Source organism: Verrucomicrobiia bacterium, from assembly GCA_019694135.1.
GTDB lineage: Bacteria > Verrucomicrobiota > Verrucomicrobiia > JADLBR01 > JAIBCM01 > JAIBCM01.
Genome location: JAIBCM010000004.1, coordinates 72,992 through 98,930 on the forward strand (window position 1 = coordinate 72,992; position 25,939 = coordinate 98,930).

The following is a 25,939-nucleotide window of genomic DNA, read 5'->3' on the forward strand; positions in this document are numbered from 1 at the left end:
ATGAAATAATCTATTTCAAGCACGCATCAATTTCAATGATTTGAGAAAAAGTGTTAGCTGGCAACGCTTCCCAGTCGACTAAGTTAGAAAAGGTGAAATCTGTTTCATTAGCATAAAGTGCTTGAGCTTGGGGCACAATTAACACCTTTTTAGCGCGAGTAAAAGTGACATATAAAAGACGTTGTAATTCTTCTCGTTGCGCTTTTTTTGTGATGGCTTCGTCGTCACAATCTTTTTGGTAAGGATGAACTTGAATTTTTAATTCTTGTGTTTCCGGATGGCGTTTGATTTTGGGATAAGTTTCGGGCGCGTGATAGATGCGACGGTTCATGCCTAAGGCTATGACAATAGGCCATTCTAATCCCTTTGCTTTCATGCTAGTTAAGAATTGAATGGCGTCATTTGGAGTAGAGAAAAGGGGAGCAGGATTTTTTAATTGTTCGGTCAGTTGTTTTACAAAACTTAAAAAAGAGACGCCTTGAATTTCAGCCATGCAAGCTTGATTCAGGATATATTCTAAAGATTCTAATGATTCATCAATTGCTTGTAAACGATCAGCTAATTGCGTTTGCTCAAAAACTTGTTGAACTTTTTGGCTTAAACTTAGTGGAAGCGTTTCTGAGGAACAAATTTCTTTTAAATTTTGTAGGAAAGTCAACGCAGCTTGGAGTTTGGGATGATGGGGCGTTTGACTGTAAAGGTTAAGACCTTCAGATAATTGCAAGTGCGCTTGAGCTAATTCTATGTCCGAAATGACAAAAATTTCTCTCAAAACTCCCAACAATTCAAAACGATCGTAAGGATGAAAAAGCGTGTAAAGGAGCATAGTTGGCCAGCTCAAAGCAGGAGTTAAAAAAGCAGGTTGTTTTTGAGAGAGACTGACTGTGGGAAGTTGGTAGAGGTCAAAAATTTGTCTGGCTTGTTCGAGCCATTCAATTCGAGGGCACAATACTGCTACGTCATTCCAGTTCCATGAAGCACTTTTGAGTAGTTGTTGTAACGGGTGTTTGGTGAGCCATTGAGCGACCCCATGGCATTCACTTATAAATGCTTCCTTAGTTTCGAGCGAAGGAGTTGTAGTAGAAGTAAAATGGAGAGCTATCGAGAATCCAGGATGAGAAGTGGGTTTATGAATCAATTCACGAAATTGAACATGGCTTTGTGTGAGACGGTGAGGAAATACATGGTTTACCGTTTGCACGATATGTTGAGGGCAACGCTGTGTGACGGAAAATTCCAAGCATTCGCTGTCGGGTTGATTTTCATAGGCTTGAGTGTAACGCGTGTAGGTTGCTACATCAGCGCGGTTGCTATAAATGGTTTGTTGATTATCACCCACAAAGGAAAAACGACCCGATTCGGGTGGAGGCGCTTGAAGGTTTTGTGGCCATTGAAAAGGTAAACTTTTCGCAGGACGAGCCAATTCGACTAATATGGAGAACATGTCGGAATCGGTGTCTTGTGCCTCGTCTAATAAAATGATGTAACGACGCGCGCGTAGACGCTCTAGACTTTCCGGTGACTGAAGAAGTTGGTGACACCATTGAATTTGATCATCGTAAGTAATTTTTCGTTCTTTGACTCGGAATGTTTGGTAAGCCAAGGCAACGTGAGACGCAAGGAAGAGAGCTATTTCTGATAGGGCATTAAGGTAGGGATAAAAAGTATGCTGTGCCTGATCTTTAAAAAATTTTGAGCCTTTGTCGTAAAAAGGAATTTCTAAAAATTTTTGATTAGCATGAAAAGCATCCAACCACTTCATTAAATGAGTCTGATTTTTAGCTGTGCTTTCTGCGCCTCGACCTTTTAGAGGTTGATCAGGTGTAAAATGTAGAACAGGTAATGAAAAAGAGATTTGTTTTTGCAAGCGCTTTCGAGCGTCAGCAGGTTTTATTTTGGAGGCTATTTGCAATAAGGTTTCGAAAGTGAAATGGCGAAGAAATTTATTTAGAGGTTCTTCGGGTAATTGAAGTTCTTTAAGTTCCTGGCTTTCACAAAAAGTTGTCCATAATTCAGCGGAATCGTCGATCAAATCTAAATCGCTTGGTAATCCGAGATGATGTCCTTCTTGCGTGAGAAGTTTCAGGCAAAAACTGTGAATGGTTCCGAAATAGGCTTTTTTTAATCGATTGAGTAATGGGTGAAGTTCTGAGTTGGCGGTGAGTTGTTCGATTAATAGGTTTTGGGTGCGAATTTTTAATTTTTCTGCAGCTAGTTTTCCATAAGTTACAACAACGAGTCGGCTTAAAGGATCATCTTGATTGGAATGAGTAGAGGTGTGAGTGGCTAAATGACAAATGCGACGAACAATCGAAGTGGTTTTACCTGTGCCCGCGCCTGCAGCGATACAGAAATTGCGATGAATCTCGGTTTCAAAACGGTGTCGGGCCGAGTTGTCGGAAGGCATGGCAATGAAGCCGCTTTTTAAGGGGCCTGTTCCAGTTGCGCTTTGAGTTTAGCGAGGCCTTTTCTGAAATCCTCTTCAATGAGCGGTGTAAAGACGAGCTGCATGGATTTTGAGATAGGATTTTTGCCATTATCACCGTAACAGCGCCAGGTGACTAAAGTGCCTGAGCCTTGAGGGAGAAGTTCTATGCCGCCGTTTAAGGTGTATTGATCCATATCAAGTCGATATTGAACAAAGCGATTGGGAATGAATTGGGTTAAGGTTAAAATGCCAGAACCTCTTTTACCTTGCCAATATTGTTTAAAACCAATTTCGCCTTCCGTTCCTTCGTAGCTATAAGTGATGGTAGGATCGTAATCTTCTTTGGTCCACGCAGACCATTTTTCCCACTCTTTAAAGTTCAAAACATAAGGGTAAATAACGGATGCATCTTTTTGAATGACTGTCGACTTTTCAACTTTCCATTGCTGGGGCATGAAAGTGGCAACGATAAAAAGAGCGCCAAAAACCAAGAGTAATCCCCAGAAAGTTTTTTTAATCATAATTTTTTCATATCATTTTATTAACATTTCTCAAGATTTAGTTCGTGAGGGCTTGTTTGGCTGCTAAGATTTTTTCGGAAATAGGGCGTGTTGCCAAGGGAAGTGTTTCTGTTTTTTGGTTAGAATGATAAAGAGGGCCTTTCATGCCAAAACAATTTTGTTTTTGTAGGGTAGCCAATTTCTTAAAATAAGGGAGAGCTGCTTCCCAATCTTTTCCAGTGAAAATTTTTATTAAACCTTGATAGGGTGACAAACAGCTAACTGTGATATTCTTGATAGAAGATGGAATGGCAAGATAGGCAGCTAATTGGAGGCCTTGGTTTTGTTCTAAATGTAAAGAATTAATACCTTTAAAATAGTTGGGATAAAAATGGATCACATGCCAGGAGTGATTTTTGTCATTGTCTTCCTGAATGAAAAGCAAATCGCAATGAACGTCTAAAGATATCGGGGAATTGATTCGAAAAGTGGGAGTGACTTGATAATCAGTATAGTTGGGCAATGTTTCCCAGAGATAATTGAGACATTGGCTAGCCATCCAGAATGATTTTTCAATTAGTGTGCTCCACCAAAGTGGGAGAGGATCAATTTCCAAATAGTGTGTCAGTTCTTTTGACCAATGTTTTTGTGTTTGATCTAGCTCATGAAAAAAAGTTTCTTTGGTCCAGGGTTTTTTTGTGGCCAACGTTTGAAAAACCGTTTTGATCCAATCCCAAGTCCAAATTCCTGTTGTTTTATTGAGATTGAAATGAAATTGATAGTGCGCGTTTGATTCGGCTTCCAGAAATGTTTTTAAAGCAAAGGTGGCTGGGAATAAAAGTGCTTGGTGAATCGTTCTGCCATTCCAGTTTTTGGTAAAGTTGGAAAGTGCAGACAGGTTAAAGTTATATTCATCAAAAGGTTTTTCAGGATTTTGTCGAGATTGATGAATGGCAATGAATTCATTTTTATCAAATATAAGAGGTGTAGCAGAAGTTAAAGGTTTTAAAGGTAAACAGTCAACTGATTGCAAGGAATCTGGAAATAAGTTTAAACATTGTCGAAACCATTTATTGGGAAAGCATGGGGTAGAAGGATTAGAAGAATCCATTTCGCGGGTGATGAGAGTAATGGAGTTTTGGCAGTTTTCGCAGAGATCTAAGAATCGGCGATTTTCTAAAACTGTGTAGTCTTCACTGGTCAATAGGTAAGTCTGGTGAGGTGCGCGAAGTTGATTTAGTTTTTTTCGAAGCTCATCCTCTAAAAAAGCATGGTAAGTAGGGGCGGAAGGCCAGACGGATTCATTGCATTCGAGAAAAATGAGATGCGACCATTGGCGATGCGTGGCTTGAGAAAGTGTTGTGAGAATGAGAGGAGATAAAGTTTTAAAATCGGGTTTTTGAAGGTTATTTTGAGAAATTAATTTTTTGATGAAATTCAAAATGATTTCTTTGGGTGCAGGATTAGGGTCAAAAAGAGAGCTAATATTTTCGGGAAAATATTTTTCCCAGGAAAAGGGAAGTGAAAAAAGGTCTGCGACTTGTTTCCATCGATCTTGCGCTTCTAACCAAGTTAAAGTTTGAGGCCAGGGAGGCAATTTTTCAATCAAATGGAGCAACGTTTTATCGAGAGAGTTTTGGGGATTGAGTAGTTTGGCGAGGGTGAAAGTTTGAGTCGTTGGCAGTCTATGAAAGAGATAATAAAAACGTTTTCTGGTCTCGATGGGATCTATGAATGCTGAATTAGGCAGGGAAAGTTCATTTAAAATTTCGATTAAAATAATAAATTTTTCGATGTGACATTGATTTTTTATGTAATCCCAATAAGCCAGAAAAAATTGATCAGTAAGAGACGGAGACGAGCGCAGTTCGAACTCGTGATGAAAGGGGATAGCCTTTTGCTGTAAGTGATGGATGAGTTCAATTGTGGCGGGAGAATCTTGTGGTGCGATGATGCCTATGGGTAAGTCGGTGGAGTTGTGGGAGATTTGGCATGTTAGTTGCTGAAGAACAACTTGAGTTGGTTGCGACTCATCTTTCGCCGAAAAAAGTTTTAATGAGGGTGCATGATTTTTTTGATTTAAAAATAGGTTGCTAACGAGCGAAAAATTAGCGGATTCGTAGCCGCTATCGCGACAGGTTTCGCAATTCACTTGAAGATGATATTCTAAGGTTTGAATCCATAACACGTCGGGGTCGCGCCCTGTAATGCGTGGCATGGGAACGTAAATTTCCATGTCTTGGCTTAGTAAAAAAGTGGTTTGGAGAAGAGATAAATGAGGTAAGAATTCAGCATCCCAACCGATCAAGCAAGTTATCCAATTTTTTGGAATTTTTTTAGTTGTTTGGGATAAAGTTTGCTCTATGTCGGGGTGCCATTGATTAGTTTTTTGCGTTTTTTCTTTCCAATTTTTAGAAAAGGGAGGAAGAGGTGAATCGGGAATGGAATCCAAAGACCAGTGGGCGCGAGTCAAATCTTTGATGGCCTGAAGACAAGAGGCTGGCTGCAAAGCTACGGATTGTGCTATTGCAGAAGATTGCTGACTGGCAATCATTTGAAGAGAAAATTCGAAAACGGAAGGTTCAATCGAAAAGTAGGGGAGGTGTTGGTGATGACAAAGTTCGCTTCGCAAAAGCGCGAGATCAAGGAAGGTGATGTCTGAAATCGAAATATTTTCTTGCGCGGCTCGTATACGAATCCATTGGCTTTGTGATAGATGAGGCAAAATTAAAAAACAGGGCTGTTCAGAAGCTAGAGATGAAGCGCGTTTTAACCAATTACGCAAGTTGTCTTGCCACACGTCTTCCAGAGTTCGATATTGGGCGAGACGGGTTGGAGTAGTTTTAGGAGCGGGATTATAACTCACTGTTAATCATTTCAAATAAGTCTGTATTTTCCAATATGCCATGAATTTTTTCTGCGCCGGGGCCAGAAGCAAGCACCAAACTATCGCCGGCGGTAGGCAGAGCTTGAGGCGATTGAAGAAAGGCGGTTTGGCGATAGTCGGGTGTGAGCGAATTGGTTTGGAGCAAACCTTGCTGTTGCAAGCGTTGCCATTCTGCTTGTTCTTTGGGGGTTCGAGGTAATGCTCCAGGGCCGCTCATCCAAGTGATGGTGGATATACTATTGGTTTGAGATTCAAAAAAGATGTTGCCTTTTGCTGTGGCCGGGAAAGAACCGTGCACTGTTAATCCACCCATATTGTAACCGGAAATAACGAGGATAAGCGCATTTTTGCCAGCATATTTTCGGGCGGTTTTTACGGCGATATCCAGATCCAAAATTTCTCCGACAGCGCGTTTGGCTTGATTTTGAGCAATGGCGCGAGTCGTTAGAGCGCTATCCACTACAAGCAAATAGCCGCCCACTCGATATTGTAACAGTTCAATGGCGCGTCGCACCATGTCTGATAATAACGGGTGTTGAGTGGGACGTTTTTGATTGGGAAACCAATAGGAAAGATCGGCGCGATAAGGCAGTTCGGCATCATCGAAAAGACCCAGCACGCGACCCGCTCTCCAAACCGATAAATCTTCCAATTCATCCGCATTTTCGATGACAGAAAATTTTCTTTGTTTCGCTTCTTGCATGAGATTACGTCCATCTTGGCGCAAGCCTATTGGATAACTTTCGGAGGGGGGACGAAAAACACTTTTCCCGCCGCCCATAAGAATATCAAGTTGAGAAGAATCCATGAATTGAGCTGCGATTTCCGTGCGATTAGCAAGATTTTTGGTATTAGCATAAAAAGCGGCAGGAGTGGGATCGGTTACATTTCCCGTGGTAATGAGACCTGTTTGCCGTCCTTTGCGTTGTGCGCGATAGACCAAGTTATCGAGACGATGATTTTTGGTGTCGAATCCTAGTGTGTCGTTGGGCGTTTTTTTGCCCGTAGCGATGGCCATCGTGGCGGCTGCTTCATCAGGAATGAGACTGTCTGCGGAGTAAGTTTTTAGAAGCGCGACATCGGTAAGTTGATCCAGATAGAGTTCATGTTTTAATCCTTCATCGTAAGCGCGTGATAAAGTTAAAAGTTCTGGACTTAATCCATGAACTAAAAAAACTATGACGCCATGAGGTTTAGGCGTCACATAGCTTTTGATATAAAAAAACGCGAATACCCCAAAGCAAGCGACAACGGCTGCTAAGGTTAATTGAATGCGTGTTGCCATAAGGCAGTGATCATATCAACGTAAGGAGCGCTAGCCTGAAGATTGCGCGCTGAGTTCTTGAATGATGCTGATCAAAGGCAAGAAAAGCGCCACGACAATTACACCTACGATCAACGCCAAAAATACAATCATCAATGGTTCCAAAAGTGAAGTGAGTCCCGCAACAGCATTATCCACTTCGTCCTCATAAACATCGGCTACTTTAATGAGCATGTCAGGCAAGCGTCCGGTTTCTTCACCAATGCCGATCATGCTAATCACCATAGGGGGGAACACGCCCGAAGCCTCCAAAGGAACGGCTACGCTTTCTCCTTCTTTTACACTGTCATGAACTTGGGCAATAGCGTTGGCTAAAACTTGGTTGCCGGCCGTTTCGCGAGTAATATTAAGCGCTTGCAAAATGGGAACGCCGCTAGAAACCAACGTGCCTAATGTGCGAGCGAATCGTGAAATAGCGGTCAGACGCACTAAAACGCCTAACAAGGGAAATTTCAGTTTGGCGCGATCCAAAAGAGCGTGTCCTGAAGCGGTGCGGGCAAAAAGTTTATAGCCAATAATTAAACCCACTACCACGGCAACAATGATTAAGAAATTGTTTTTCATTAAGTTGCTGGCTGCAACGACGAATTCGGTCAGGGGAGGGAGAGGTTTATCGCCTAACATATCGCGAAAAATTTCTTGGAATTTAGGCACAATAAAAATGAGCAAGAAAGTGAGGATAAGAATCGCAATACACAAAACAATGACGGGATAAATCATGGCCGAAATCACTTTATTCTTAATTTTTTGAGCTTTTTCTTGAAACTCTGCCAAACGCGTTAATACCACTTCCAAAACACCTCCGACTTCACCAGCTTTGACCATGTTAACGTAGAGTTTGTTAAAAAGATTGGGATGCGAAGCCATAGCTTCAGAAAAAGTGCTACCGCCTTCTACGGAACTCGACATTTCAACAATCGCGCCGCGAAGTGTTTTATTTTTTTCTTGGTTTGCCAAGGTGTGAAGACCGCGCAAAAGAGGTAATCCGGCATCGATTAAAGTGGCTAATTGTCGGGTGAAAACGGTTAACGCTTTGCTGGATATTTTTCCTGGGCCAAACAAAGATTTTTTTTGTGTGGTAATGCCGGTTGCTTCGGTTTCGATGCCTGCGACTGCGGCTTCAGTAATTTGTGTGGGAAAGTAGCCTTCGAGTTTAATGAGGGAGGCAGCTTCCGTTTCATTAGGCGCGTCCAAGGAGCCGGCAACTTGTTGGCCTCGGGGATCAATTGCGATATAATTATAATTGGGCATAAATTATTAGGTATATTTTACTACCTCCTCAATTGTGGTTTCACCATCAAAAATACAACGTAGACCATCTTCTCGTAAAGTTTGCATGCCTAGTTCGATTGCCTTTTGACGAATGACAATAGAAGGGGAACGGGCGTTAATCAACTCCCGAATCGGATCGGTAACATCCAAAAGTTCATAAATACCTTTTCGACCTTTGTATCCGGTTCCATTACAATTGGAGCAACCGCGACCGTAATAAAAAACTCGATCGCCTACATCGTGTGGGGAAAGATTGATAGTGCTCAAGGCGGCTTCGTCGGGTTCGTAAGGGGTGCGGCATTCAGGACAAATTTTGCGAATCAGGCGTTGTGCGAGAATTCCTTCGAGCGATGAAGAAATTAAATAAGGTTCCACTCCCATATCGATCAAGCGCGTGATTGCACCTGGAGCATCGTTAGTGTGTAATGAGCTTAACACCAAATGGCCTGTGAGCGAAGCTTGAATGGCAATGGTGGCTGTTTCCACATCACGCGTTTCTCCAACCATGATGCGATCGGGATCTTGTCGCAAGAAAGCGCGCAAGACTCGCGCAAAAGTCAGGCCGATTCCTTCGTTCACAGGAATTTGTTGAATGCCTTCGATGTCATATTCCACTGGATCTTCGACCGTGAGTAATTTTGAGTCGATAGTATTGATGCGATTCAAACAAGAATAAAGAGTCGTCGTTTTTCCTGAACCCGTAGGACCTGTCACAATAAAAATGCCGTTGGGTTTTTCGATGATATTGCAAATATAATCAAAAATTTTTTTCGGCATGCCCAACGTTTCAAGCGATAGATTAACTGTAGAACGATCGAGCACGCGCAGAACCACACTTTCCCCAAACTGCGTGGGAAGTGTCGAAACGCGCAAATCCACATTGCGTCCCGCCATAGTAGTTTGTATGCGACCGTCTTGAGGGATGCGACGCTCAGCGATGTTGAGTGCTGACATAACCTTAATTCGTGAAGTGACCGAAAGCGCTAGCGATTTAGGCGGTGGCGTCATCTCATACAAAGCGCCATCGACGCGGTAACGAATTTTGAATTCGCTTTCAAACGGTTCAAAATGAATGTCGCTTGCTCGCGCTTGAATGGCTTGCATCAACACGGTGTTAACGAATTTGACAATAGGAGCCGCATTCGCGGCTTGTTCCAGATCGCCTTTGGCAATATCAGGTGCAATTTCTTGAACGATATCCGCGGCAGAAACTTTGACGTGCCCGAAGTAACTTTGCAGTTTTTCTCGAATTTGGGACGGCAACGCTACTGAAATGTTAATTTCTTTGTTGGTGGCAAAACTTAGATCATCGCGAACTTGAATATTTAATGGATCGGTTAAAACAATAGTAATAGAATTGGAATCGTAGTTGATGGGTAAGGCTTCTTGAAGACGAATGGTTTGAGGATCAATTTGGCTAAGAATATCAGGTCGAAATTCGATGCTATTAAGATCAATAAAAGGCATGCCTAACAAGTTTGCTAAGGTTTGATAAAGGCTTGTTTCATCAAAGATGCCAAAATCGTATAGAACGTCAGGAATAGGTTTACCGGAGCGATGATGTTCTTCGTAAACTTCCTGAAATTGGTCAGGTGTTAATTGGCCTTGCTCCGAAAGAAAAGAAAGAAGAGGATCGGTTTCCATTAAGCTTTATCTCCCATAGTAGCTGACAATACTTCCGAAACCGAGGTGATGCCCGCTAGCACTTTGCGGATGCCATCTTCGCGCAAAGTTCTCATGCCAAGTTGTCGTGCGCGTGCTCGAAGTTCTGCGTGAGAAGCATTTTCTGTGATCATGCGACGTGCTTCATCATTGAGAACAAAAATTTCAAAAATACCCAAGCGACCTTTGTAGCCGCTACCTAAACAGGCTTCGCATCCCACGGCTTCCATAAAGTTTGCCTCGGTAATTTGGCTGGGTTTAATGCCGAGTGATTGTAGTTCGGATTCGGAGGGATCGTGAGGTTGTTTACATTTCGGGCAAAGTTTTCTAACGAGTCGTTGGGCCATGACCGCTTTTAATGATGAAGCGACTAAAAAGGGTTTTACGCCGATATCGACCAAACGCGTGATGGCGCCTGGAGCATCGTTAGTGTGCAAGGTGCTGAAGACTAAATGACCTGTTAGCGAGGCATTGATAGCAATGTTTGCGGTTTCTGCATCGCGAATTTCACCCACCATGATAATGTTAGGGGCTTGACGCAGCATCGAGCGCAAAGCAGCAGCGAATGTCATATCGACATCTTCATTGATCTGCACTTGATTAATGCCAGGCAAAATATATTCGACGGGATCTTCCGCTGTGATGATTTTGCGATCGGGCTTATTCAGATAATTCAGACAGCCGTAAAGCGTGGTAGTTTTTCCTGAACCCGTAGGACCGGTTACAAGAAAAATGCCATCGGCAAAACCAAGAATGCGTTCGATAACCTGTTGATCGTCGGAAAGGAAACCCAGTTCAGGCAAGCCCAGCATGAGACTACCTTTGTCCAAAATACGCATGACAATACTTTCCCCATGATTGGTGGGCACACTGGAAACACGAAGATCAATAGTTTTGGCGCCTACCGAGAGTTGAATTCGGCCGTCTTGAGGTAGACGTTTTTCTGCAATGCTCATGTTAGACATGATTTTGATGCGACTGACAATGGCTGATTGCAAACTTTTTGGCGGACCTTGCATTTCTTGCAAAACACCATCAATGCGATAGCGAACTCGCAGTTTTTTTTCCAACGGTTCGATATGAATATCGCTCGCTCGCGATTTATGGGCTTCAAGAATTAAAGAATGCACGAGTTTAATAATGGGAGCATCCTCCGCAGAAACGTTCGTGAGATCGGGTCCTTCTAATGCTTCGTTTTCTTTTTCTTCTTCTAAATCGCTTAACGAACCGTAATGCTCCACTAAGGCGCGTTCAATTTCTGTCAGAGGCACAACAACCGGGTCAATTTCGGTTTTTAATAAAAATGAAATACTGTCGATGGTTTCCAGATCAAATGGATCGGACAAAGCAATTCGCAATAAATTTTCCATTCGCTCTAAAGGGAAAAATCGGTAACGCTTGGCGATATGTTTCGGAACGGAATGAATGACTTCTTCGGGAATGTCTTCAATGCGATCGATAAATTCGATGCCAGCGGTATTGGCGATGGCTTTTGTCACATCCAGCTGAGTGAGATGACCTGTTCCGACTAAAATATCCAGAACGCTTTGACGATTGTTTTGAGCTTCCGCCTTGGCCGATTCGATGTCTTGATCTGTGATGAGTCCAACATCCTTTAATAAATCCAAAACTATCGGCTCATGTCCTGCCATAAGTATGAAGTTAGAATTAAGTCGCGAAATGCCAAGATGTTTTTTAAAATATATTTCAATTAAAATCCGACCTTAGTATTGACAACTATAAATACGATTTATGAATTTTCAAACTCTTGAGAAAATGCTTAGCTAAGGCCGATGCGAAAAAATGCGAATCCTAATCAGTTCCTTTTTATTGGGGGGCCTTGTGTTATTGAATCAGAAAAACTTTGTTTTCAAGTTGCCGAAAAGTTATGTGAAGTCTCCCATGAAGTGGGATTTCATTTTGTTTTTAAGGCAAGTTACGATAAAGCGAATCGCACGTCTCATGCGAGTTTTCGAGGGTTGGGAATGAGGGAGGGGCTGGCCATTTTGGAAAAGGTGAAAAGCCGATTTCAAATTCCCATTTTAACGGATGTGCATTCTGTTGAAGAAGTGAAACCAGTTTCAGAAGTGGCCGATATTTTGCAGATTCCTGCTTTTTTGTGTCGTCAGACCGATTTGCTTGTTGCAGCGGCCCAAAGTGGGCGCAAGGTTAACGTGAAAAAAGGTCAATTTTTGAGTCCGTGGGATGTAAAACCTATTTTGGAAAAATTAAGAAGCGCGGGTGCCAAGAAATATTTTATTACTGAGCGCGGTACGACGTTTGGTTATAATAATTTAGTGGTGGACATGCGCGGTTTGTTTTGGATGAAGCAATTAGGCGCCTCAGTTATTTTTGATGCCACACATGCCGTGCAACGACCGGGGGGATTAGGTCGAGCAACGGGCGGCGATCGCGAATTGGCGCCTGTGTTGGCGCGCGCTGCGATGGCGGTGGGGATTGATGGGTTGTTTTTTGAGGCGCATCCTCAACCGGAGAAAGCTTTATCAGATGGACCGAATCAATTATTATTAAAAGATGTGCCGAAAATTTTGCGTGAGTTGGCCGCGATTCGAAAAGTAGTGAGGGAGGGATAGTGCTATGAAAAAAATAATGATTTTAGGTCTTTTATTGAGTTTGGGAATGACTCGCGGAGGGGCTCAGGAGTGGCAGCGTTCCGTTCAAGCGAAATTAACTTGGTTGGGACATGGTTATTTTATTGTAACGACGGCTACGGGTATTCACGTTGCGATTGATCCTTATGATCGCAATTTATTTCCTTATCAATTACCGGCCTCTCTCGAGGCGGATATTGTTTTGATCACGCATGAATCCAACGAGGCTAATGCGGCAGAGCAAGTCGGTGGTAATCCGCAGGTTTATCGCAGCGCTACCGGTTTAGGACTCAATGTTGCCAATGGCATGCGATTTTTTGGCACTCGTAGCCAAAGGAGTAATGGCGCGAATAATGTGATTTTTTCTTTTCGAACGGGCGATATTCGGATCGCGCATCTAGGCGCTTTAGGTCAAAAATTAAGCGGCGATGATTTGGAGTCGATCGGTCCTATTGATATTGTTATTGCTCCTATCGGCCATCCTTTATCTTTGTTGCCTGAAGAGATGGTGGAAACGGTAAAAGCTCTTGGCGCAAAAGTTTTGGTGCCGGCTTTTTTTGCGACATCTTATTCTAAGAATTTTCGTTTGGGCTCGTTAGAAGAATTTTTAAAGAAAAATCCGGAAATCCCGGTAAAAGAATTGAACTCGAATGAGTTAATTCTTTCCTCGGCTAAATTGCCAAAATCGTTGCAGGTTTGGGTTTTAAAAACGCCTTCTGATGCGCCAACCCTACCTGAAAAGTCGAAAGATGATAAGGCCCAGAAAAAACCGGAAGCTCATTCTGAAACAACGCCTTAATTTATGAGGGTGTTAGTAGTCGGCAATGGAGCGCGCGAACATGCGCTTTGTTGGCGATTGAGCGATTATTGTGAAAAACTTTTTTGCGCTCCGGGCAATAGTGGTACTGGCTCCTTAGCAGAAAATGTTACGATTGAGGCTGACGACATTGAGAATTTGTTGCACTTTGCTCGTGATAATTCAATTAATTTAACTGTGGTCGGGCCTGAAGCACCATTGTGTTTGGGAATTGTAGATCGTTTTCGAAAAGCTGGCTTGAAAATTTTTGGACCGACTCAGGAAGCAGCCCGATTAGAAGGGGATAAAGCGTTTACTAAACGATTGCTGCATTGTTATCATTTGCCGACGGCTTTTGCAGAAATTTTTTCGGATTGTTCAGAGGCCAAAACTTATCTTAGTAAAACCACTTTCCCACGAGTTATTAAAGCTAACGGTTTGGCGAGTGGCAAAGGTAGTTGGATCGTTCATAATTCGAGTGAGGCTTACGCAGTGGTTGACCGATTGATGGGAGAAAAAATTTTTGGCGTGGCCGGTGAAACTATTTTGATTGAGGAATTTTTGCGAGGGGAAGAGTTTTCTTTGCATTTGTTGGTGTCTGGGAAGCAATTTATTATTTTGCCTTTGGTCAGGGATTACAAGCGATTAGAAAATCGTGATCAAGGACCCAATACGGGGGGGATGGGCGCATGCGGTCCTTTGGATAATGTTTCTGAAAAGGAGTTGAAAGCGGAGATTGTGGAACCGTTATTAGACGCTTTGGAGAAGAAAAAAATTCATTATCAGGGTGTGCTTTATGTGGGTTTAATGAAGACGGCAGAGGGTTTGAAAATTTTGGAATTGAATTGTCGTTTTGGTGATCCCGAGATTTTGGTTTTGGCACAAATTTTGTCAGGAAATTGGTTGGAAGTTTTTCAAAATTTAGCGCAAGGAAAGTTGAGGGAGAAAAATTTTTTGCAAGTTCAAGGATTTAGCGTAGCGGTGGTGAAAGCGATGAAGGGTTATCCTAGTTTTAGTCAGAAGGAGCAAAGGATCATGTTGCCCGAAGAAACCTCGGGGATAAAAATTTTTCATGCGGGAACGCATCAAAAACAAGGGCGACTCTTTACTCGAGGTGGTCGTATTTTAGCTTTATCGGCTTGGGGTGCGACGAGAAAAGGGGCAAAAATAAAAGTCGACACGTTGATTAATGAACGAAATTTTGATGATGAAATTTATCGTTCCGATATTGCTGCAGATTGGCTAGGATAAAAAGATATGGTGAAAATTCGGTTATTGATATTGATAGGCTGCGTGGTTGCTTTGATGGGAAGGGCAGAAATCCAGTCGACAGAAGAGCTTTTAACTTTGCTTCGTTCCAATTACGTGGATGCGCAGGCTTTGGATGCAACGGTACTAAATGAAGCATTGATTGTAGGGTTAAAAAAGAAGATAGAGCGAGGGTTTGAGGTGAGTTCAGAATCTTTGAGTGAATCGCTCTCTTTTTTCCAGAATTTTCAGGAGAGGAATGTTGTTTTTAATCAACGCTCTTTTTTATTATTACAATTTCTTAGCGATAAAAAAAATGAAAGGAATGCGAAGGATTATCGTAATCGATTAATGAGTCGCTTAAAAAGTCAACCGCCGGCAGGAATTGTGATTGACGTGCGAGGTTGGAAAGATCTTTTTCATTATAATGAATTAGCACAATTTCTTTCGTTTTGGGTTTCTAAAAATAGTTCTTTGTTCGGTTTGGCTGCCTCAGATGAAACAGAAAAATTTTATCAATCCCAAGATGAGCCAATAAATGTTGTGATTCCTATTGTAGTGATTGTGAATGAAGACACGCGAGGAGTTGGCGAGGTGATGGCGGAATCATTGCGTCGCAATAAACGGGCTGTGATTGTGGGCACGCAATCGGCTGGGATGGCAGTGCAAATATCAGAATGGATGGGCGCTCGCGATTCATTTTATCGTATTCCCACGCAGCGAGCGGTGTTTGCCAATAAAGAAGTGCCATTTTCTGGCAAGGTAGAGGCAGATGTGAAGGTGGCGATTGATTTGGATGAAGAGCGTTTCATTTTGCAGCAGGAAGCTGCAAGCGATGATTTGACTGCATTTATTTTTGATGAAGAAAAAGAAGTAAAAAATAATGAGGCGGCATTGGTGGAAAAGAAAGACGTTGCTCAAGAAAAATCTAAGCCAGCTCAATCCAGTGAAGAGAAAAGACAAGCGAGCGATATTGCTTTGCGCACGGGGTTGGATATTTTATTGGGGAGTCAAATTTTGAAAAATCTTTAAAAAGGAATTGGCAATCTTGACGACTGCTTTAGTTTGTAATGAAAGTTAAGCCCATAAAATATTGTTCATGAATCGAAAAAAGATTCTTTTTGTTTGTACAGGCAATATCTGTCGAAGTCCGATGGCAGAGGCGTTGTTGCGTGATCGTTTAAAAACAGTAGAGGTGCAAAGTGCTGGATTAGCTGCAGGGTTGGGGCAAGCCCCAAGTCATAACGCCATTTTAGCGATGCGTGAATTAGGAGTTGATATTAGCCATCAACGTAGCCAACCCGTTACTCCGGAATTGGTGAAATGGGCGGATCTGATTTTTGTGATGACATATGGTCATTTGGACATGATATTAATGTTGTTTCCTGCTGCGGCTGACAAAGTGTTTTTAATGCGGGAATTTGAGTCATCTCATCAATCGTTGCACAATTTGGAAATCGGTGACCCGTTTGGCGGATCGTTGGAACATTATATTGCTGTGAGAAAACAGCTTGAGCAAAGTTTACCCTATTTGGAGAATTTTCTTAAGGGCTCGGAAAATCCTGATCAGGCCATGAGATGGCATCGTGGTCGAATTCATTTGGCTTTTGGCGCAGACCATGGCGGTTATGAGTTGAAAAATAATTTGGTGAATTGGGCAAAAGAGCAAGGTTATCAAGTCACCGATTTTGGTACCAATTCGGCTGAGTCGGTGGATTACCCGGGTTACGCTCAGGAAGTGGCTTTGTCAGTTGCTAATCATGAAAGTGATTTTGGAGTTTTGATTTGTCGGAGTGGAATTGGAATGAGTATTGCGGCGAATCGGATTCCTGGAGTGCGCGCTACGGTGTTGAACGATGAGGCGGTGGCGGCAAAGAGTCGTGAACATAATGATATTAATGTATTATGTTTATCGGCGGATGAGGTGAGTTTTGAAAAAGCAAAATCAATTTTCAAAACTTGGCTAACCACACCTTTTGCTGGAGGACGTCATGAAAGGCGTGTGTGTCAAATTGAGGTGTATGGGAAAAATCGATTGAATCGCAATGCGGCTCTAGCGAAAAGTGATGAAGAGATTTTCAGGGCAGTTGAGGCAGAGTTGAAGCGGCAAAGTGAAAATATTGAATTGATTGCTTCTGAAAATTTTACCAGTCGCGCTGTGATGGAAGCGCAAGGGTCGTGCTTGACCAATAAGTATGCAGAAGGCTATCCCAACCGCCGATGGTATGGAGGCTGTGAATTTGTTGATGATGCGGAGAGTTTAGCAATTGAGCGGGCAAAAAAATTATTTGGTGCGGAACATGTCAATGTTCAACCCCATTCTGGAAGCCAGGCCAATATGGCGGTTTATTTTAGTGTTTTAAAGCCAGGCGATAAAATTTTAACGATGGATTTATCGCACGGTGGTCATTTGACGCATGGACATCCGATGAATTTTTCAGGTCGATTTTATGATGTAGTTCATTATGGGGTTTCTGAAAAAACAGAAACGATCGATTACGATCATGTCGCTCAACTTGCGTCGCAAAATCGTCCTAAGATGATTACTGCGGGCGCTTCTGCTTATTCGCGAGTGATTGATTTTGCGAAATTGCGAGAAATTGCAGATGCGGTAGGCGCTTATTTATTTGTCGATATGGCTCATATTGCCGGGTTGATTGCGGCGGGTTTGCATCCCTCACCGATTGGAGTGGCAGATTTTGTGACGTCGACAACGCATAAAACATTGCGAGGGCCGCGTGGTGGTTTGATTTTGTGTCGCGAAAAATATGCTAAAGAAATTGATGCGCTATTGTTTCCTGGAATTCAGGGCGGGCCTTTGATGCATGTGATTGCGGCGAAAGCGGTTTGTTTTTATGAAGCGTTGCAACCGGGTTTTGTGGATTATCAAAAGCAAGTGGTTCGCAATGCCAAAGCTCTTTGCGAGGGGATGAAGCGCAATGGATTTCGTATTGTTTCAGGTGGTACGGACAATCATCTCATGTTAGTGGATTTGCAACCGCAACAGTTAACGGGCAAAGAAGCGCAAGAAGTTTTGGATCGTGCAGGTATTACTGTGAATAAAAATGCCATTCCTTTTGATAAACAATCTCCTTTTAAGGCTGGAGGTATTCGTTTAGGATCGCCCGCAGTAACCACACGGGGTTTTAAAGAGGAGGAGATGTTTGAAGTGGCTGATTTGATTCATCATGTTTTGTTGAGTCGTCAGGATGAAAGGGCGATTCAAGGTATTCGCGAGCAAGTCAGGCAGATTATGAAACGTTATCCTTTGCCACATTAAAATTATCGAAGGTCATGAAACATTTAGAGGAGAGAGCACGACAAGCGGAAAAAATCATTGCGCAGCCTGCCGAGTATAAAGTCTGCGAAGGTTGTGGTTCGATTGTTAAGCAGTCCACGGTCATATGTCCGGTTTGTAAATCTTATCGTTTTGATGAACGTGAAGAAGCCGTGGTGGAACAAGCTAAGATTTTAGGATCACGTGAGGCGACCACGATTACAGATGAGGATTTATAATTCATCATTCCTTGGGGAAAGCCTTGCGTAATTGGGTAAAATAGCTTTAATTTAATAGATATGTCTCAACCTGTTGCTGCACCTAAAAAAGTTAATTTACGAACGCCCGATGTCATGAGCGCGGTGCAAGCACAAGTGGAAAGTCATTATCGCAGTGAATTGGTCGAATATGCTCGACATTCTTCGGGAGGCATTCTGACTGCGGGGGATTTGACCGTGCGTTTGGCTAAGGCGTTTGGATTTTGCTATGGGGTAGAGCGAGCCATTGATTTGGCTTATGCGTCAGCTAAAGTTTTTCCCAATAAAAAGATCTATTTGCTAGGCGAAATTATTCATAATCCTGAGGTCAATCATCAGTTGCGCGAGTTGGGTATTCATTCCTTGAAAGAGGAAAAAGAAGGTTATGATTTAAATTTTATTACTGCCGACGATGTAGTGATTGTGCCGGCTTTTGGCGCTGAAGTAAAAACGATGGATGTTTTGAAGGCGAAAGGATGTCAAATTGTTGATACGACTTGTGGTGACGTCATGAGTGTTTACAAACGCGTGCGCCAATATTCCCGGGAAAAAGTGACATCTATTATCCATGGCAAAGCGTGGCATGAAGAGACGAAAGCCACAAGTTCGCGAGCGCTTTCGGAAGATGGTTCGAGTCATTATTTGGTCGTGTTTAATTTGGAAGAAACCGATTATGTGTGCGATTATATTCGCAAAGGTGGAAATAAAGAGGAATTTTTGAAAAAATTTGAAGGGTGTCATTCTGTAGGATTTGATCCAGATTTGCATTTGAAAGATGTGGGTGTAGCGAATCAAACCACTATGTTGCGCGGTGAAACAGAAGAAGTGCAACGTCGCATTCAAAAAGCGATTGACGATCGTTATGGCTCCGTGGAAGCGCCTAAGCATTTTCGGTTTTTTGATACGATTTGTGGTGCGACTCAAGAGAGGCAAGATGCGCTTGAGCATTTGTTGAAACAACCTTTAGATCTTTTATTGGTAGTGGGCGGATATAATAGCAGCAATACCACGCACTTAGCTGAAATGGGCGAGTCTTTGTTGCCGACTTATTTTATCAAAAATTCGGATCAACTGATTTCTGAAGAAAATATTTCACACTATAATCTTCACGAGAAAAAAGAGATTATCACTTCCAATTGGTTACCAAAAGGTAAAGTGACAGTAGGTGTCACAGCAGGAGCCTCTTGCCCAAACAATATTATTGAATCTACGATTCGTCGACTTTTCTTTTTGCGTGGTATTTCTGTGGAAAATTTAATTCCTAAAGCCAGTTAATTTTTAAAAGTAAATTAATTCTGAAAAAAACGACGTTGCAAATAGGCGGCGTATTCGGTTTTGCCCAAGTCTTGAATTAAAGCTTCTAGTTGTTGTTTGCTAATCCAACCTTTTTCGAAAGCGATTTCTTCGAGGCAAGCAATTTTTAACCCTTGGCGATGTTGAATGGCTTCGACAAAATTTGCGGCTTCTAACAGCGATTCGTGGGTTCCGGTGTCGAGCCAGGCTGTGCCGCGGCCAAGTAGTTTTACTTTAAGTGTTTTTTGTTCCAGGTAGCAGCGATTGAGATCGGTGATTTCCAATTCGCCACGTGCTGAGGGTTTTAAATTTTGTGCGTAAGAAACCACTTTTTCATCGTAAAAATACAGGCCGGGAATTGCGCAATTGGATTTTGGTTTTTTGGGTTTTTCTTCAATCGATAAAACGTTGCCTTGCTTATCAAAATCTACTACGCCGTAACTTTCAGGATTGGCTACAGGATAAGCAAAAATAGTAGCTCCTTCGCTTTGATGTGTGGCGTCGTTAACAATATCAGAAAAATCGTGACCAAAAAAAAGATTATCACCCAAAACCAGGCAAGCGGGATGTTGATTGAGGAACTCAGCGCCAATGAGAAATGCTTGAGCTAATCCTTCGGGTTTAGGTTGTTCAGCATAGGAAATGCGAAGACCAAATTGGCTACCATCATTAAAAAGCTGTTTGAAAAGGGGTAAGTCATTAGGTGTAGAAATAATTAAAATATCTCGAATGTCCGCTAACATTAAAACCGAAAGAGGGTAATAAATCATCGGCTTATCATAAACCGGCATAAGCTGTTTGCTAATGGCGCGTGTTATGGGATAAAGCCGCGTCCCAGAGCCTCCTGCCAAGATGATGCCTTTGCGATTCATAGTTAATTTATGTTAACAATCCTAAACGTTCTCTGCGATATTTTCCAGAGGTGATCGCCTCGCACCATTCGCGATGGGTTAAATACCAATTTACAGTTTTTTCCAAACCGGTGTGAAATGATTCTTGAGGACGCCAACCTAATTCTTGTGCAATTTTTTCGCAATTCATGGCGTAACGTCGATCGTGACCAGGTCGATCGGGCACAAAGGTAATTAATTTTTCGTGCGATTGACTGGCTGGCGAAAAACGGTCGAGTAAGGCGCAGATGGCTTTGACAATTTCCAGATTGGTCATTTCGTTTAGTCCACCAATGTTATAAGTTTCACCGAGTCTGCCTTGTTGCAAGACTTGGTAAATAGCGCGGCAATGGTCTTCCACATAAAGCCAGTCGCGAACGTTTAAACCGTCCCCATAAATGGGTAGAGGTTTTTGTTCCAAAGCATTTAAGATAATTAAAGGAATGAGTTTTTCTGGAAATTGGTAGGGACCATAATTATTTGAGCAATTTGTCGTAAGCACAGGGAATTGATAAGTGTGAAAATAAGCGCGGACAAAATGGTCACTAGCCGCTTTGGAAGCGGAATAGGGGCTATTGGGAGCGTAGGACGTTGTTTCGCAGAATGCAGGTTCGTTGGATTGTAACGAACCAAAAACTTCGTCCGTTGAAACATGTAGAAAACGAAATATTTTCGCATCTGCTTGGGCTAGTTTTTTCCAATAACTTTTGGCTGCTTCCAACAGGCGAAATGTTCCAATCACATTGGTATTGAGGAAGGCTTCCGGCCCTTCAATGGAACGATCGACATGTGATTCGGCGGCAAAATGAGCAATGGCGCTAATATTATGTTCTAAGAGAATTTTTTCTACGAGTGATTGGTCACAAATATTGCCATGAATAAAGTGATAGCGAGGATTTGCTTCTAAATCTTTTAGGTTATCAAGATTACCCGCGTAAGTGAGCAGATCTAGGTTAACCACATTTTCAACTTTAGATTGGAAGAGAAGATGGCGAATGAAATTGGATCCAATAAAACCCGCACCGCCTGTAACTAAAATCTTCACGTTTGCTAAGCCTTCCAATTTTTTAGAGCTTGTTGCAGAGCTTCTTTTACAGGACGCATGATAATACCGCAACGTTGCAGTTTTTGAGTGTCCATCACACAATTGGAACGTGGCGTTTTGGCGGCTTGTGTCATGAACTCTTTTTCGTCGCTAAAAAATTTGAATGGTTTTTCACACACGCCACTGGCTTGGATCATGTTCACAACTTCTTTGGTGGTGATGGAGTCTGGATTGGTGACATTATAAATGCCAAAGGGCACGCGTTTTTCCCAGCAACTCCATGTGGCATGCACAAATTCGTCTAATTGAGAAAGGGAGTTGCGAGCTTCAAACAAAGTGTCGTAGCGCATGAGTTTAGTTAAATAATTACGCGGATTATCCACTTCATTGAACGGAATGCGAAGTCTCCAAATGTAACAAGCTTGGGCGCTTGCTAAAATTTCTTCTCCCAATGCTTTTGAACCGCTGTAAAAACTGCAGTGATTTTGGCGAAAACTAAAATTGGGTTTATCTTCTTCGGTAAATCCTTGTGGATTATTGACATTGCCTCCTTTATCGCCCGAATAAATACAGCCGGAGGAGACGTGTCCCCACGGGGTTTGAGTCAATTCGCACGCTTGCTGAATGACGCCTGGCAAAACCGCGTTGCCAAAAAGACATTCTGTTTTATGGATTTCGCAAGCGTCCACGTTTGGTTTTCCTGTATAACCCGCGGCATTTAATAAAAATTCAGGTTTTATTTCTTTTAATAAAGCTACGAGATTATCGCGTTGGGCGTAATCGACATCGGCACGTCGGATGTTACGAAAAGCGATATTGCGTTGCCGAAAATAGGCTTGATAAGCCGAGCCTACATAACCGGAACCTCCTAACAATAAAACCATAGCACTGGTTTCATAAGTGGTCGCACGATGTCTCGCAAGGTTTTTGTTGGGAAATCCCAAAATCTATGGTTTACTAGTGACTAAAATGATGAAAGCGATTGTCTGTATCGGATTATGTTTGCTTAGTTATATTCAAATTTTTGCTGGGCTAACGTGGGAAAAGCAAGAAATTGAAGTCAGTCCCACGAATTTGGTTCAAAAAGTGGCCGTTCAATTTTATTTTACCAATGCGGGTCCCGATGCGATAACGATTCAAGAAATTCAAACCTCTTGCGGTTGCACCACTGCAGCTTTGGAGAAAAAACGTTACGAGCCCAAAGAAAGTGGTTTTATTCCGGTAGAATTTAATGTGGGAGCTCGAACTGGGTTTCAGCAAAAAACCATTATTGTCAAAACGGATGAAACAAATCAGCCGCCAACATTTTTAACCTTCAAAATTCATTTGCCGGAAATTTTGAAGATCGAACCCAATATCTTGGAATGGAAGAGGGGTGAAACCAATGCCGTTAAAATTATAAAATTAGAAACGACTGGCATCGTCCCGCTGAAAGTAACCGGCGTGGAAAGTTCACATGAATGGATTGAGACAACACTCAAGGTGAAAGAAAGTGGAAAATTTTACGAAGTGGAAGTGAAGCCTTGGAAAACGGACGAGCCTATTATGAGTGTATTGCGTATTCGAACGATTTCAGGAACCAATAGCGAAATGTTTAGCGCTTTAGCAGCTCGCGTGATTGTTAATTAATAGCTAGGAAAATTTAAGAATTTATTACAAATCCACTTCTTGAAGATAATCAGCAACAGTAATTTGGCTTTGCGGATAGCGTTGGGCTAATTCACAGGAAAAGGGTTCTGATTGTTCCGGTTCGCCGTGAACGAGCCAAATTTTTTCTTTAGCGCCTTGAATTTTTTCAACATAATCCAATAATTCGCTTCGATCAGCGTGACCGCTGAAAGAATCGAGCGCTTCAATGTGGGCATTGACCTGAAAAGATTCGCCTAAAATATTAACGCGTTTTTCACCTGCACGAATTTTAGCTCCTAACGTGTTTTCTGCACAGTAGCCGACAAATAAAATCGTGGTGGAAGGATCTTCGATATGGTTACGAAGATGATGTAAAATACGGCCTGCTTCACACATGCCGGAAGCTGAAATAATGATGCAAGGTTCTGGTTTATGATTTAATTCCATGGATTGAGCGACTTGTCGAATGTAAGTGATGTGTTCGGAACCGAAAGGATCTCTTTTTTCGAACAAAATGTTGTAAGCTTCTTCATTGAAACATTCCGGATGCAGCCGAAAAACTTCTGTTGTGTTTACGGCCAAAGGGCTGTCGATGTAAATGGGCAGAGGAGGAATGCAATTTTGTGTTAGAATTTGATGGAAAATATAAATCAATTGTTGGGTGCGTTCGACTGCAAATGCTGGAATCAGAATTTTTCCGCGTCGTTCGAGATTGCGATTGATGATTTCACACAGTTGGTGAGTGGCAATGGTAGCAGTTTCATGTTCTCGCGCTCCATAGGTGCTTTCCATGATGAGATAATCAACGTCTGTTACCGCTTCAGGATCGCGAAGTAAGTCATTATTGCCACGACCGATATCACCCGAAAAAAGTAATCGCTTTTTTTTGCCATTTTCCACGATATCTAGACAAACTTGAGCAGAACCTAAAATGTGGCCTGCATCATAAAATGTTAGGGTGACTCCCTCGCAAATTTGGAATGGGCGTCTGTAGTTAATGGTAACGAATTGTTCCAGACATTTTTCGACTTCTTCGATTGTGTAATAGGGGGCTAAAGGTGTTAAATTATTTTTAAGGCGTTTCTTATTCAAATAAGCCACATCTGCGGCCTGCACTTTAGCCGAATCCGCTAACATTAACTGACATAAATCGCGCGTGGCAAAAGTTGAAATGATGTTGCCATTAAATCCCTGTTTGCAAAGTAGTGGTAAATTGCCGCTGTGATCGATGTGAGCATGAGAAAGAATTACGATATCAATAGAAGCGGGATCGAAGGGTAGGTGTTGGTTTTTTTCGAAACTTTCTTGTCTTTTGCCTTGAAAAAGACCGCATTCCAATAGGATTTTTTTGCCATTGATGGTTAAGAGATGTTTCGAACCTGTTGTCGTTCGAGCGGCGCCACAAAATGTAATTTTCATTCGAATATGATGTCTGTTGTAGGGTAAGTATTTTGCTTGCCAAGAATAAGTTTTTGTATTCGTTGATGCTAAAATTAAAATGATTGGTAATCTGTTCGAGCGCAGATTACTCTAAGAAAATTATGGTGGAAGTTGGCATAGGATTGGGAAGTAATCTAGGAGATCGCTGGGAGCATTTGACTGAGGCTTTGCATTTTTTGAAAAATTTGTCGGTAAATCATTTTCTTGAAGTTTCGCCTTTTTATGAGACATCTCCGGTTCATTGTACAACAGGTGCGCCTCTTTTTTTGAATGCTGTGGCTATTATTCAGAGTCGAGAAGCTCCCGAAGAACTTTTAGAAAAATTGCGAGGGTTTGAAAGAGCGCGCGGTCGAGCGGAGGTTTATGAAAAAAACAGTTCGCGACCCTTGGATTTGGACATTCTTTTTTGGGGAGATCGAATGGTGAAAAGTGAAAAATTAATGATTCCTCACCCACGTTTATTGCAACGGCGATTTGTTTTGCAACCGCTTTGTGATTTGCGACCGAATTTAATTTTGCCTGGTGAAACACAGCCCTTGCATTATTTTCTTTCTCACCTAACAAGCCAAGAAGAGGTGACACGTGTCAAAAATAACAGTTGATCAAGTTCGGTTGTGGAAAGGGCGAAAACCTCGGCCGTTGGCTTTAACCAGTTACGATTATCCGATGACACGTTTATTAGATGAAGTTGGTATAGAAATCATTCATGTGGGCGATAGTTTGGGAATGTTGGTTTTGGGTTTGCCGGACACGACAGAAGTAACGATGGCCGATATGTTGCATCATGTCAGAGCTGTGGCTCGAGCTAAACCCCGGGCATTAATTACTGCGGATTTATCATATCGAAGTTATGAAACTCTTCAGGAGGCAGTGATTCACTCGAAACAATTAATTGCTGCAGGAGCTGAGGCGATTAAAATGGAGGGCGGTCAAGAAATTGAAAATCAAATTCGAGCCGTTTTGGATACGGGTATTCCTGTGCAAGGGCATTTGGGAATGTTACCTCAGCATGTGAAAGAAGAGGGCGGGTATAAACGAAAAGGAAAAACGCAACAGGAACAATCGCGTCTCATAGAGGATGCAATGAGATTGGAGCAATTGGGTTGTTTTTCTTTGGTATTGGAATGTGTGGTGCCGGAAGTGGCGCGCCAAATTACGAGCCAAATCTCAATTCCTACCTTGGGCATTGCTAGCGGCGCAGAGTGCGATGGCGAAATTCGCGTAGTGCATGATGTGGTTGGTTTATTTCCTTGGTATCAACCGCCTCATGCTTGGAAAAAAGGGCAGATCGGAGAAAAAATTAAAGAAAGCATCCAGATATTTCGGGATGAATTTAATTTGTAGATTCTTGATTCGTAACGTTGACGTAGTGGAAGTTT

The 25,939-nt window shown here is 42.3% G+C and carries 21 protein-coding genes; 10 read left to right on the top strand and 11 right to left on the bottom strand.

The annotated features are described in order from the left end of the window. Positions 1-10: 10 nt before the first annotated feature. From K1X66_06965 to tadA, 7 genes are read right to left on the bottom strand one after another with little or no spacing between them, the layout of a single operon-like run. The gene (locus K1X66_06965; protein MBX7158109.1) at positions 11-2,407 is read right to left on the bottom strand and encodes a UvrD-helicase domain-containing protein; all 2,397 of its coding nucleotides are present in this window, start codon (positions 2,405-2,407) and stop codon (positions 11-13) included. 17 nt (positions 2,408-2,424) lie between these two features. Then, complete coding sequence (locus K1X66_06970; GenBank protein MBX7158110.1) at positions 2,425-2,949, bottom strand: SRPBCC family protein; 525 nt, start codon at positions 2,947-2,949, stop codon at positions 2,425-2,427. Between the two features lie 37 nt (positions 2,950-2,986). Beyond that, a complete protein-coding gene (locus tag K1X66_06975) occupies positions 2,987-5,794 on the bottom strand; it encodes a hypothetical protein (protein ID MBX7158111.1) in 2,808 nt (935 codons plus the stop codon). Further along, a complete protein-coding gene (locus K1X66_06980) occupies positions 5,784-7,100 on the bottom strand; it encodes an alkaline phosphatase (protein ID MBX7158112.1) in 1,317 nt (438 codons plus the stop codon). The genes K1X66_06975 and K1X66_06980 overlap by 11 nt, the downstream gene beginning before the upstream one ends. Positions 7,101-7,130: 30 nt before the next feature. After that, positions 7,131-8,390, bottom strand: coding sequence for a type II secretion system F family protein (locus K1X66_06985; GenBank protein ID MBX7158113.1), 1,260 nt, complete (start codon positions 8,388-8,390; stop codon positions 7,131-7,133). Between the two features lie 6 nt (positions 8,391-8,396). Then, positions 8,397-10,055, bottom strand: coding sequence for a GspE/PulE family protein (locus tag K1X66_06990; GenBank protein MBX7158114.1), 1,659 nt, complete (start codon positions 10,053-10,055; stop codon positions 8,397-8,399). Continuing rightward, positions 10,055-11,725 (bottom strand): Flp pilus assembly complex ATPase component TadA, encoded by a 1,671-nt coding sequence (gene tadA / locus K1X66_06995; GenBank protein ID MBX7158115.1) that lies wholly within the window; start codon positions 11,723-11,725, stop codon positions 10,055-10,057. The genes K1X66_06990 and tadA overlap by 1 nt, the downstream gene beginning before the upstream one ends. A gap of 141 nt (positions 11,726-11,866) precedes the next feature. Here tadA and kdsA point away from each other — a divergent pair, with 141 nt between their 5' ends. The 7 genes from kdsA (at position 11,867) to K1X66_07030 (ending at position 19,538) form a co-directional block, all read left to right on the top strand. After that, the gene (kdsA, locus tag K1X66_07000; protein MBX7158116.1) at positions 11,867-12,667 is read left to right on the top strand and encodes a 3-deoxy-8-phosphooctulonate synthase; all 801 of its coding nucleotides are present in this window, start codon (positions 11,867-11,869) and stop codon (positions 12,665-12,667) included. Between the two features lie 4 nt (positions 12,668-12,671). Then, positions 12,672-13,484, top strand: coding sequence for an MBL fold metallo-hydrolase (locus tag K1X66_07005; protein MBX7158117.1), 813 nt, complete (start codon positions 12,672-12,674; stop codon positions 13,482-13,484). 3 nt (positions 13,485-13,487) lie between these two features. Then, positions 13,488-14,732, top strand: a complete 1,245-nt coding sequence (gene purD, locus K1X66_07010; GenBank protein MBX7158118.1) for a phosphoribosylamine--glycine ligase — start codon at positions 13,488-13,490, stop codon at positions 14,730-14,732. Positions 14,733-14,738: 6 nt separating this feature from the next. Beyond that, positions 14,739-15,761 (top strand): hypothetical protein, encoded by a 1,023-nt coding sequence (locus tag K1X66_07015; GenBank protein ID MBX7158119.1) that lies wholly within the window; start codon positions 14,739-14,741, stop codon positions 15,759-15,761. Positions 15,762-15,828: 67 nt separating this feature from the next. Further along, positions 15,829-18,009, top strand: coding sequence for a ribose 5-phosphate isomerase B (rpiB, locus tag K1X66_07020; protein MBX7158120.1), 2,181 nt, complete (start codon positions 15,829-15,831; stop codon positions 18,007-18,009). 14 nt (positions 18,010-18,023) lie between these two features. Next, positions 18,024-18,245, top strand: coding sequence for a hypothetical protein (locus K1X66_07025; protein MBX7158121.1), 222 nt, complete (start codon positions 18,024-18,026; stop codon positions 18,243-18,245). Positions 18,246-18,305: 60 nt separating this feature from the next. Next, positions 18,306-19,538, top strand: a complete 1,233-nt coding sequence (locus K1X66_07030) for a 4-hydroxy-3-methylbut-2-enyl diphosphate reductase (protein ID MBX7158122.1) — start codon at positions 18,306-18,308, stop codon at positions 19,536-19,538. A 14-nt stretch (positions 19,539-19,552) separates the two neighbouring features. Here the strand turns inward: K1X66_07030 and rfbA are convergent, their stop codons facing one another. From rfbA to K1X66_07045, 3 genes are read right to left on the bottom strand one after another with little or no spacing between them, the layout of a single operon-like run. Then, positions 19,553-20,428 carry a glucose-1-phosphate thymidylyltransferase RfbA gene (gene rfbA / locus K1X66_07035; GenBank protein MBX7158123.1) on the bottom strand — a complete coding sequence of 292 codons (876 nt, stop codon included), beginning with the start codon at positions 20,426-20,428 and terminating at the stop codon, positions 19,553-19,555. 7 nt (positions 20,429-20,435) lie between these two features. Next, complete coding sequence (rfbB, locus tag K1X66_07040; protein ID MBX7158124.1) at positions 20,436-21,491, bottom strand: dTDP-glucose 4,6-dehydratase; 1,056 nt, start codon at positions 21,489-21,491, stop codon at positions 20,436-20,438. A gap of 5 nt (positions 21,492-21,496) precedes the next feature. After that, on the bottom strand, positions 21,497-22,375 hold the full coding sequence (locus K1X66_07045) for a sugar nucleotide-binding protein (GenBank protein MBX7158125.1): 879 nt from the start codon (positions 22,373-22,375) through the stop codon (positions 21,497-21,499). Positions 22,376-22,460: 85 nt separating this feature from the next. On the opposite strand from K1X66_07045, the gene K1X66_07050 reads away from it, so the two are divergent. Then, positions 22,461-23,120, top strand: coding sequence for a DUF1573 domain-containing protein (locus K1X66_07050; GenBank protein MBX7158126.1), 660 nt, complete (start codon positions 22,461-22,463; stop codon positions 23,118-23,120). Positions 23,121-23,144: 24 nt separating this feature from the next. Here the strand turns inward: K1X66_07050 and K1X66_07055 are convergent, their stop codons facing one another. Continuing rightward, the gene (locus K1X66_07055; GenBank protein ID MBX7158127.1) at positions 23,145-24,539 is read right to left on the bottom strand and encodes an MBL fold metallo-hydrolase; all 1,395 of its coding nucleotides are present in this window, start codon (positions 24,537-24,539) and stop codon (positions 23,145-23,147) included. A gap of 122 nt (positions 24,540-24,661) precedes the next feature. Here K1X66_07055 and folK point away from each other — a divergent pair, with 122 nt between their 5' ends. Both folK and panB read left to right on the top strand, forming a co-directional pair. Beyond that, positions 24,662-25,162, top strand: a complete 501-nt coding sequence (folK, locus tag K1X66_07060; GenBank protein ID MBX7158128.1) for a 2-amino-4-hydroxy-6-hydroxymethyldihydropteridine diphosphokinase — start codon at positions 24,662-24,664, stop codon at positions 25,160-25,162. Further along, the gene (gene panB, locus K1X66_07065; protein MBX7158129.1) at positions 25,143-25,904 is read left to right on the top strand and encodes a 3-methyl-2-oxobutanoate hydroxymethyltransferase; all 762 of its coding nucleotides are present in this window, start codon (positions 25,143-25,145) and stop codon (positions 25,902-25,904) included. Before folK ends, panB begins: the two co-directional genes overlap by 20 nt. Positions 25,905-25,939: the final 35 nt, after the last annotated feature.

Bases quoted from the DNA above. Each gene is read 5' to 3' on its own strand.
- K1X66_07025 (MBX7158121.1), top strand. From the start codon at position 18,024: ATGAAACATTTAGAGGAGAGAGCACGACAAGCGGAAAAAATCATTGCG.
- rfbA (MBX7158123.1), bottom strand. From the start codon at position 20,428: ATGAATCGCAAAGGCATCATCTTGGCAGGAGGCTCTGGGACGCGGCTT.
- K1X66_07045 (MBX7158125.1), bottom strand. From the start codon at position 22,375: ATGGTTTTATTGTTAGGAGGTTCCGGTTATGTAGGCTCGGCTTATCAA.
- K1X66_07015 (MBX7158119.1), top strand. From the start codon at position 14,739: ATGGTGAAAATTCGGTTATTGATATTGATAGGCTGCGTGGTTGCTTTG.
- kdsA (MBX7158116.1), top strand. From the start codon at position 11,867: ATGCGAAAAAATGCGAATCCTAATCAGTTCCTTTTTATTGGGGGGCCT.
- K1X66_07055 (MBX7158127.1), bottom strand. From the start codon at position 24,539: ATGAAAATTACATTTTGTGGCGCCGCTCGAACGACAACAGGTTCGAAA.
- rpiB (MBX7158120.1), top strand. From the start codon at position 15,829: ATGAATCGAAAAAAGATTCTTTTTGTTTGTACAGGCAATATCTGTCGA.
- K1X66_06980 (MBX7158112.1), bottom strand. From the start codon at position 7,100: ATGGCAACACGCATTCAATTAACCTTAGCAGCCGTTGTCGCTTGCTTT.
- K1X66_07005 (MBX7158117.1), top strand. From the start codon at position 12,672: ATGAAAAAAATAATGATTTTAGGTCTTTTATTGAGTTTGGGAATGACT.
- K1X66_06985 (MBX7158113.1), bottom strand. From the start codon at position 8,390: ATGCCCAATTATAATTATATCGCAATTGATCCCCGAGGCCAACAAGTT.
- K1X66_07050 (MBX7158126.1), top strand. From the start codon at position 22,461: ATGATGAAAGCGATTGTCTGTATCGGATTATGTTTGCTTAGTTATATT.
- tadA (MBX7158115.1), bottom strand. From the start codon at position 11,725: ATGGCAGGACATGAGCCGATAGTTTTGGATTTATTAAAGGATGTTGGA.
- K1X66_06970 (MBX7158110.1), bottom strand. From the start codon at position 2,949: ATGATTAAAAAAACTTTCTGGGGATTACTCTTGGTTTTTGGCGCTCTT.
- K1X66_06965 (MBX7158109.1), bottom strand. From the start codon at position 2,407: ATGCCTTCCGACAACTCGGCCCGACACCGTTTTGAAACCGAGATTCAT.
- K1X66_07030 (MBX7158122.1), top strand. From the start codon at position 18,306: ATGTCTCAACCTGTTGCTGCACCTAAAAAAGTTAATTTACGAACGCCC.
- folK (MBX7158128.1), top strand. From the start codon at position 24,662: ATGGTGGAAGTTGGCATAGGATTGGGAAGTAATCTAGGAGATCGCTGG.
- K1X66_06990 (MBX7158114.1), bottom strand. From the start codon at position 10,055: ATGGAAACCGATCCTCTTCTTTCTTTTCTTTCGGAGCAAGGCCAATTA.
- purD (MBX7158118.1), top strand. From the start codon at position 13,488: ATGAGGGTGTTAGTAGTCGGCAATGGAGCGCGCGAACATGCGCTTTGT.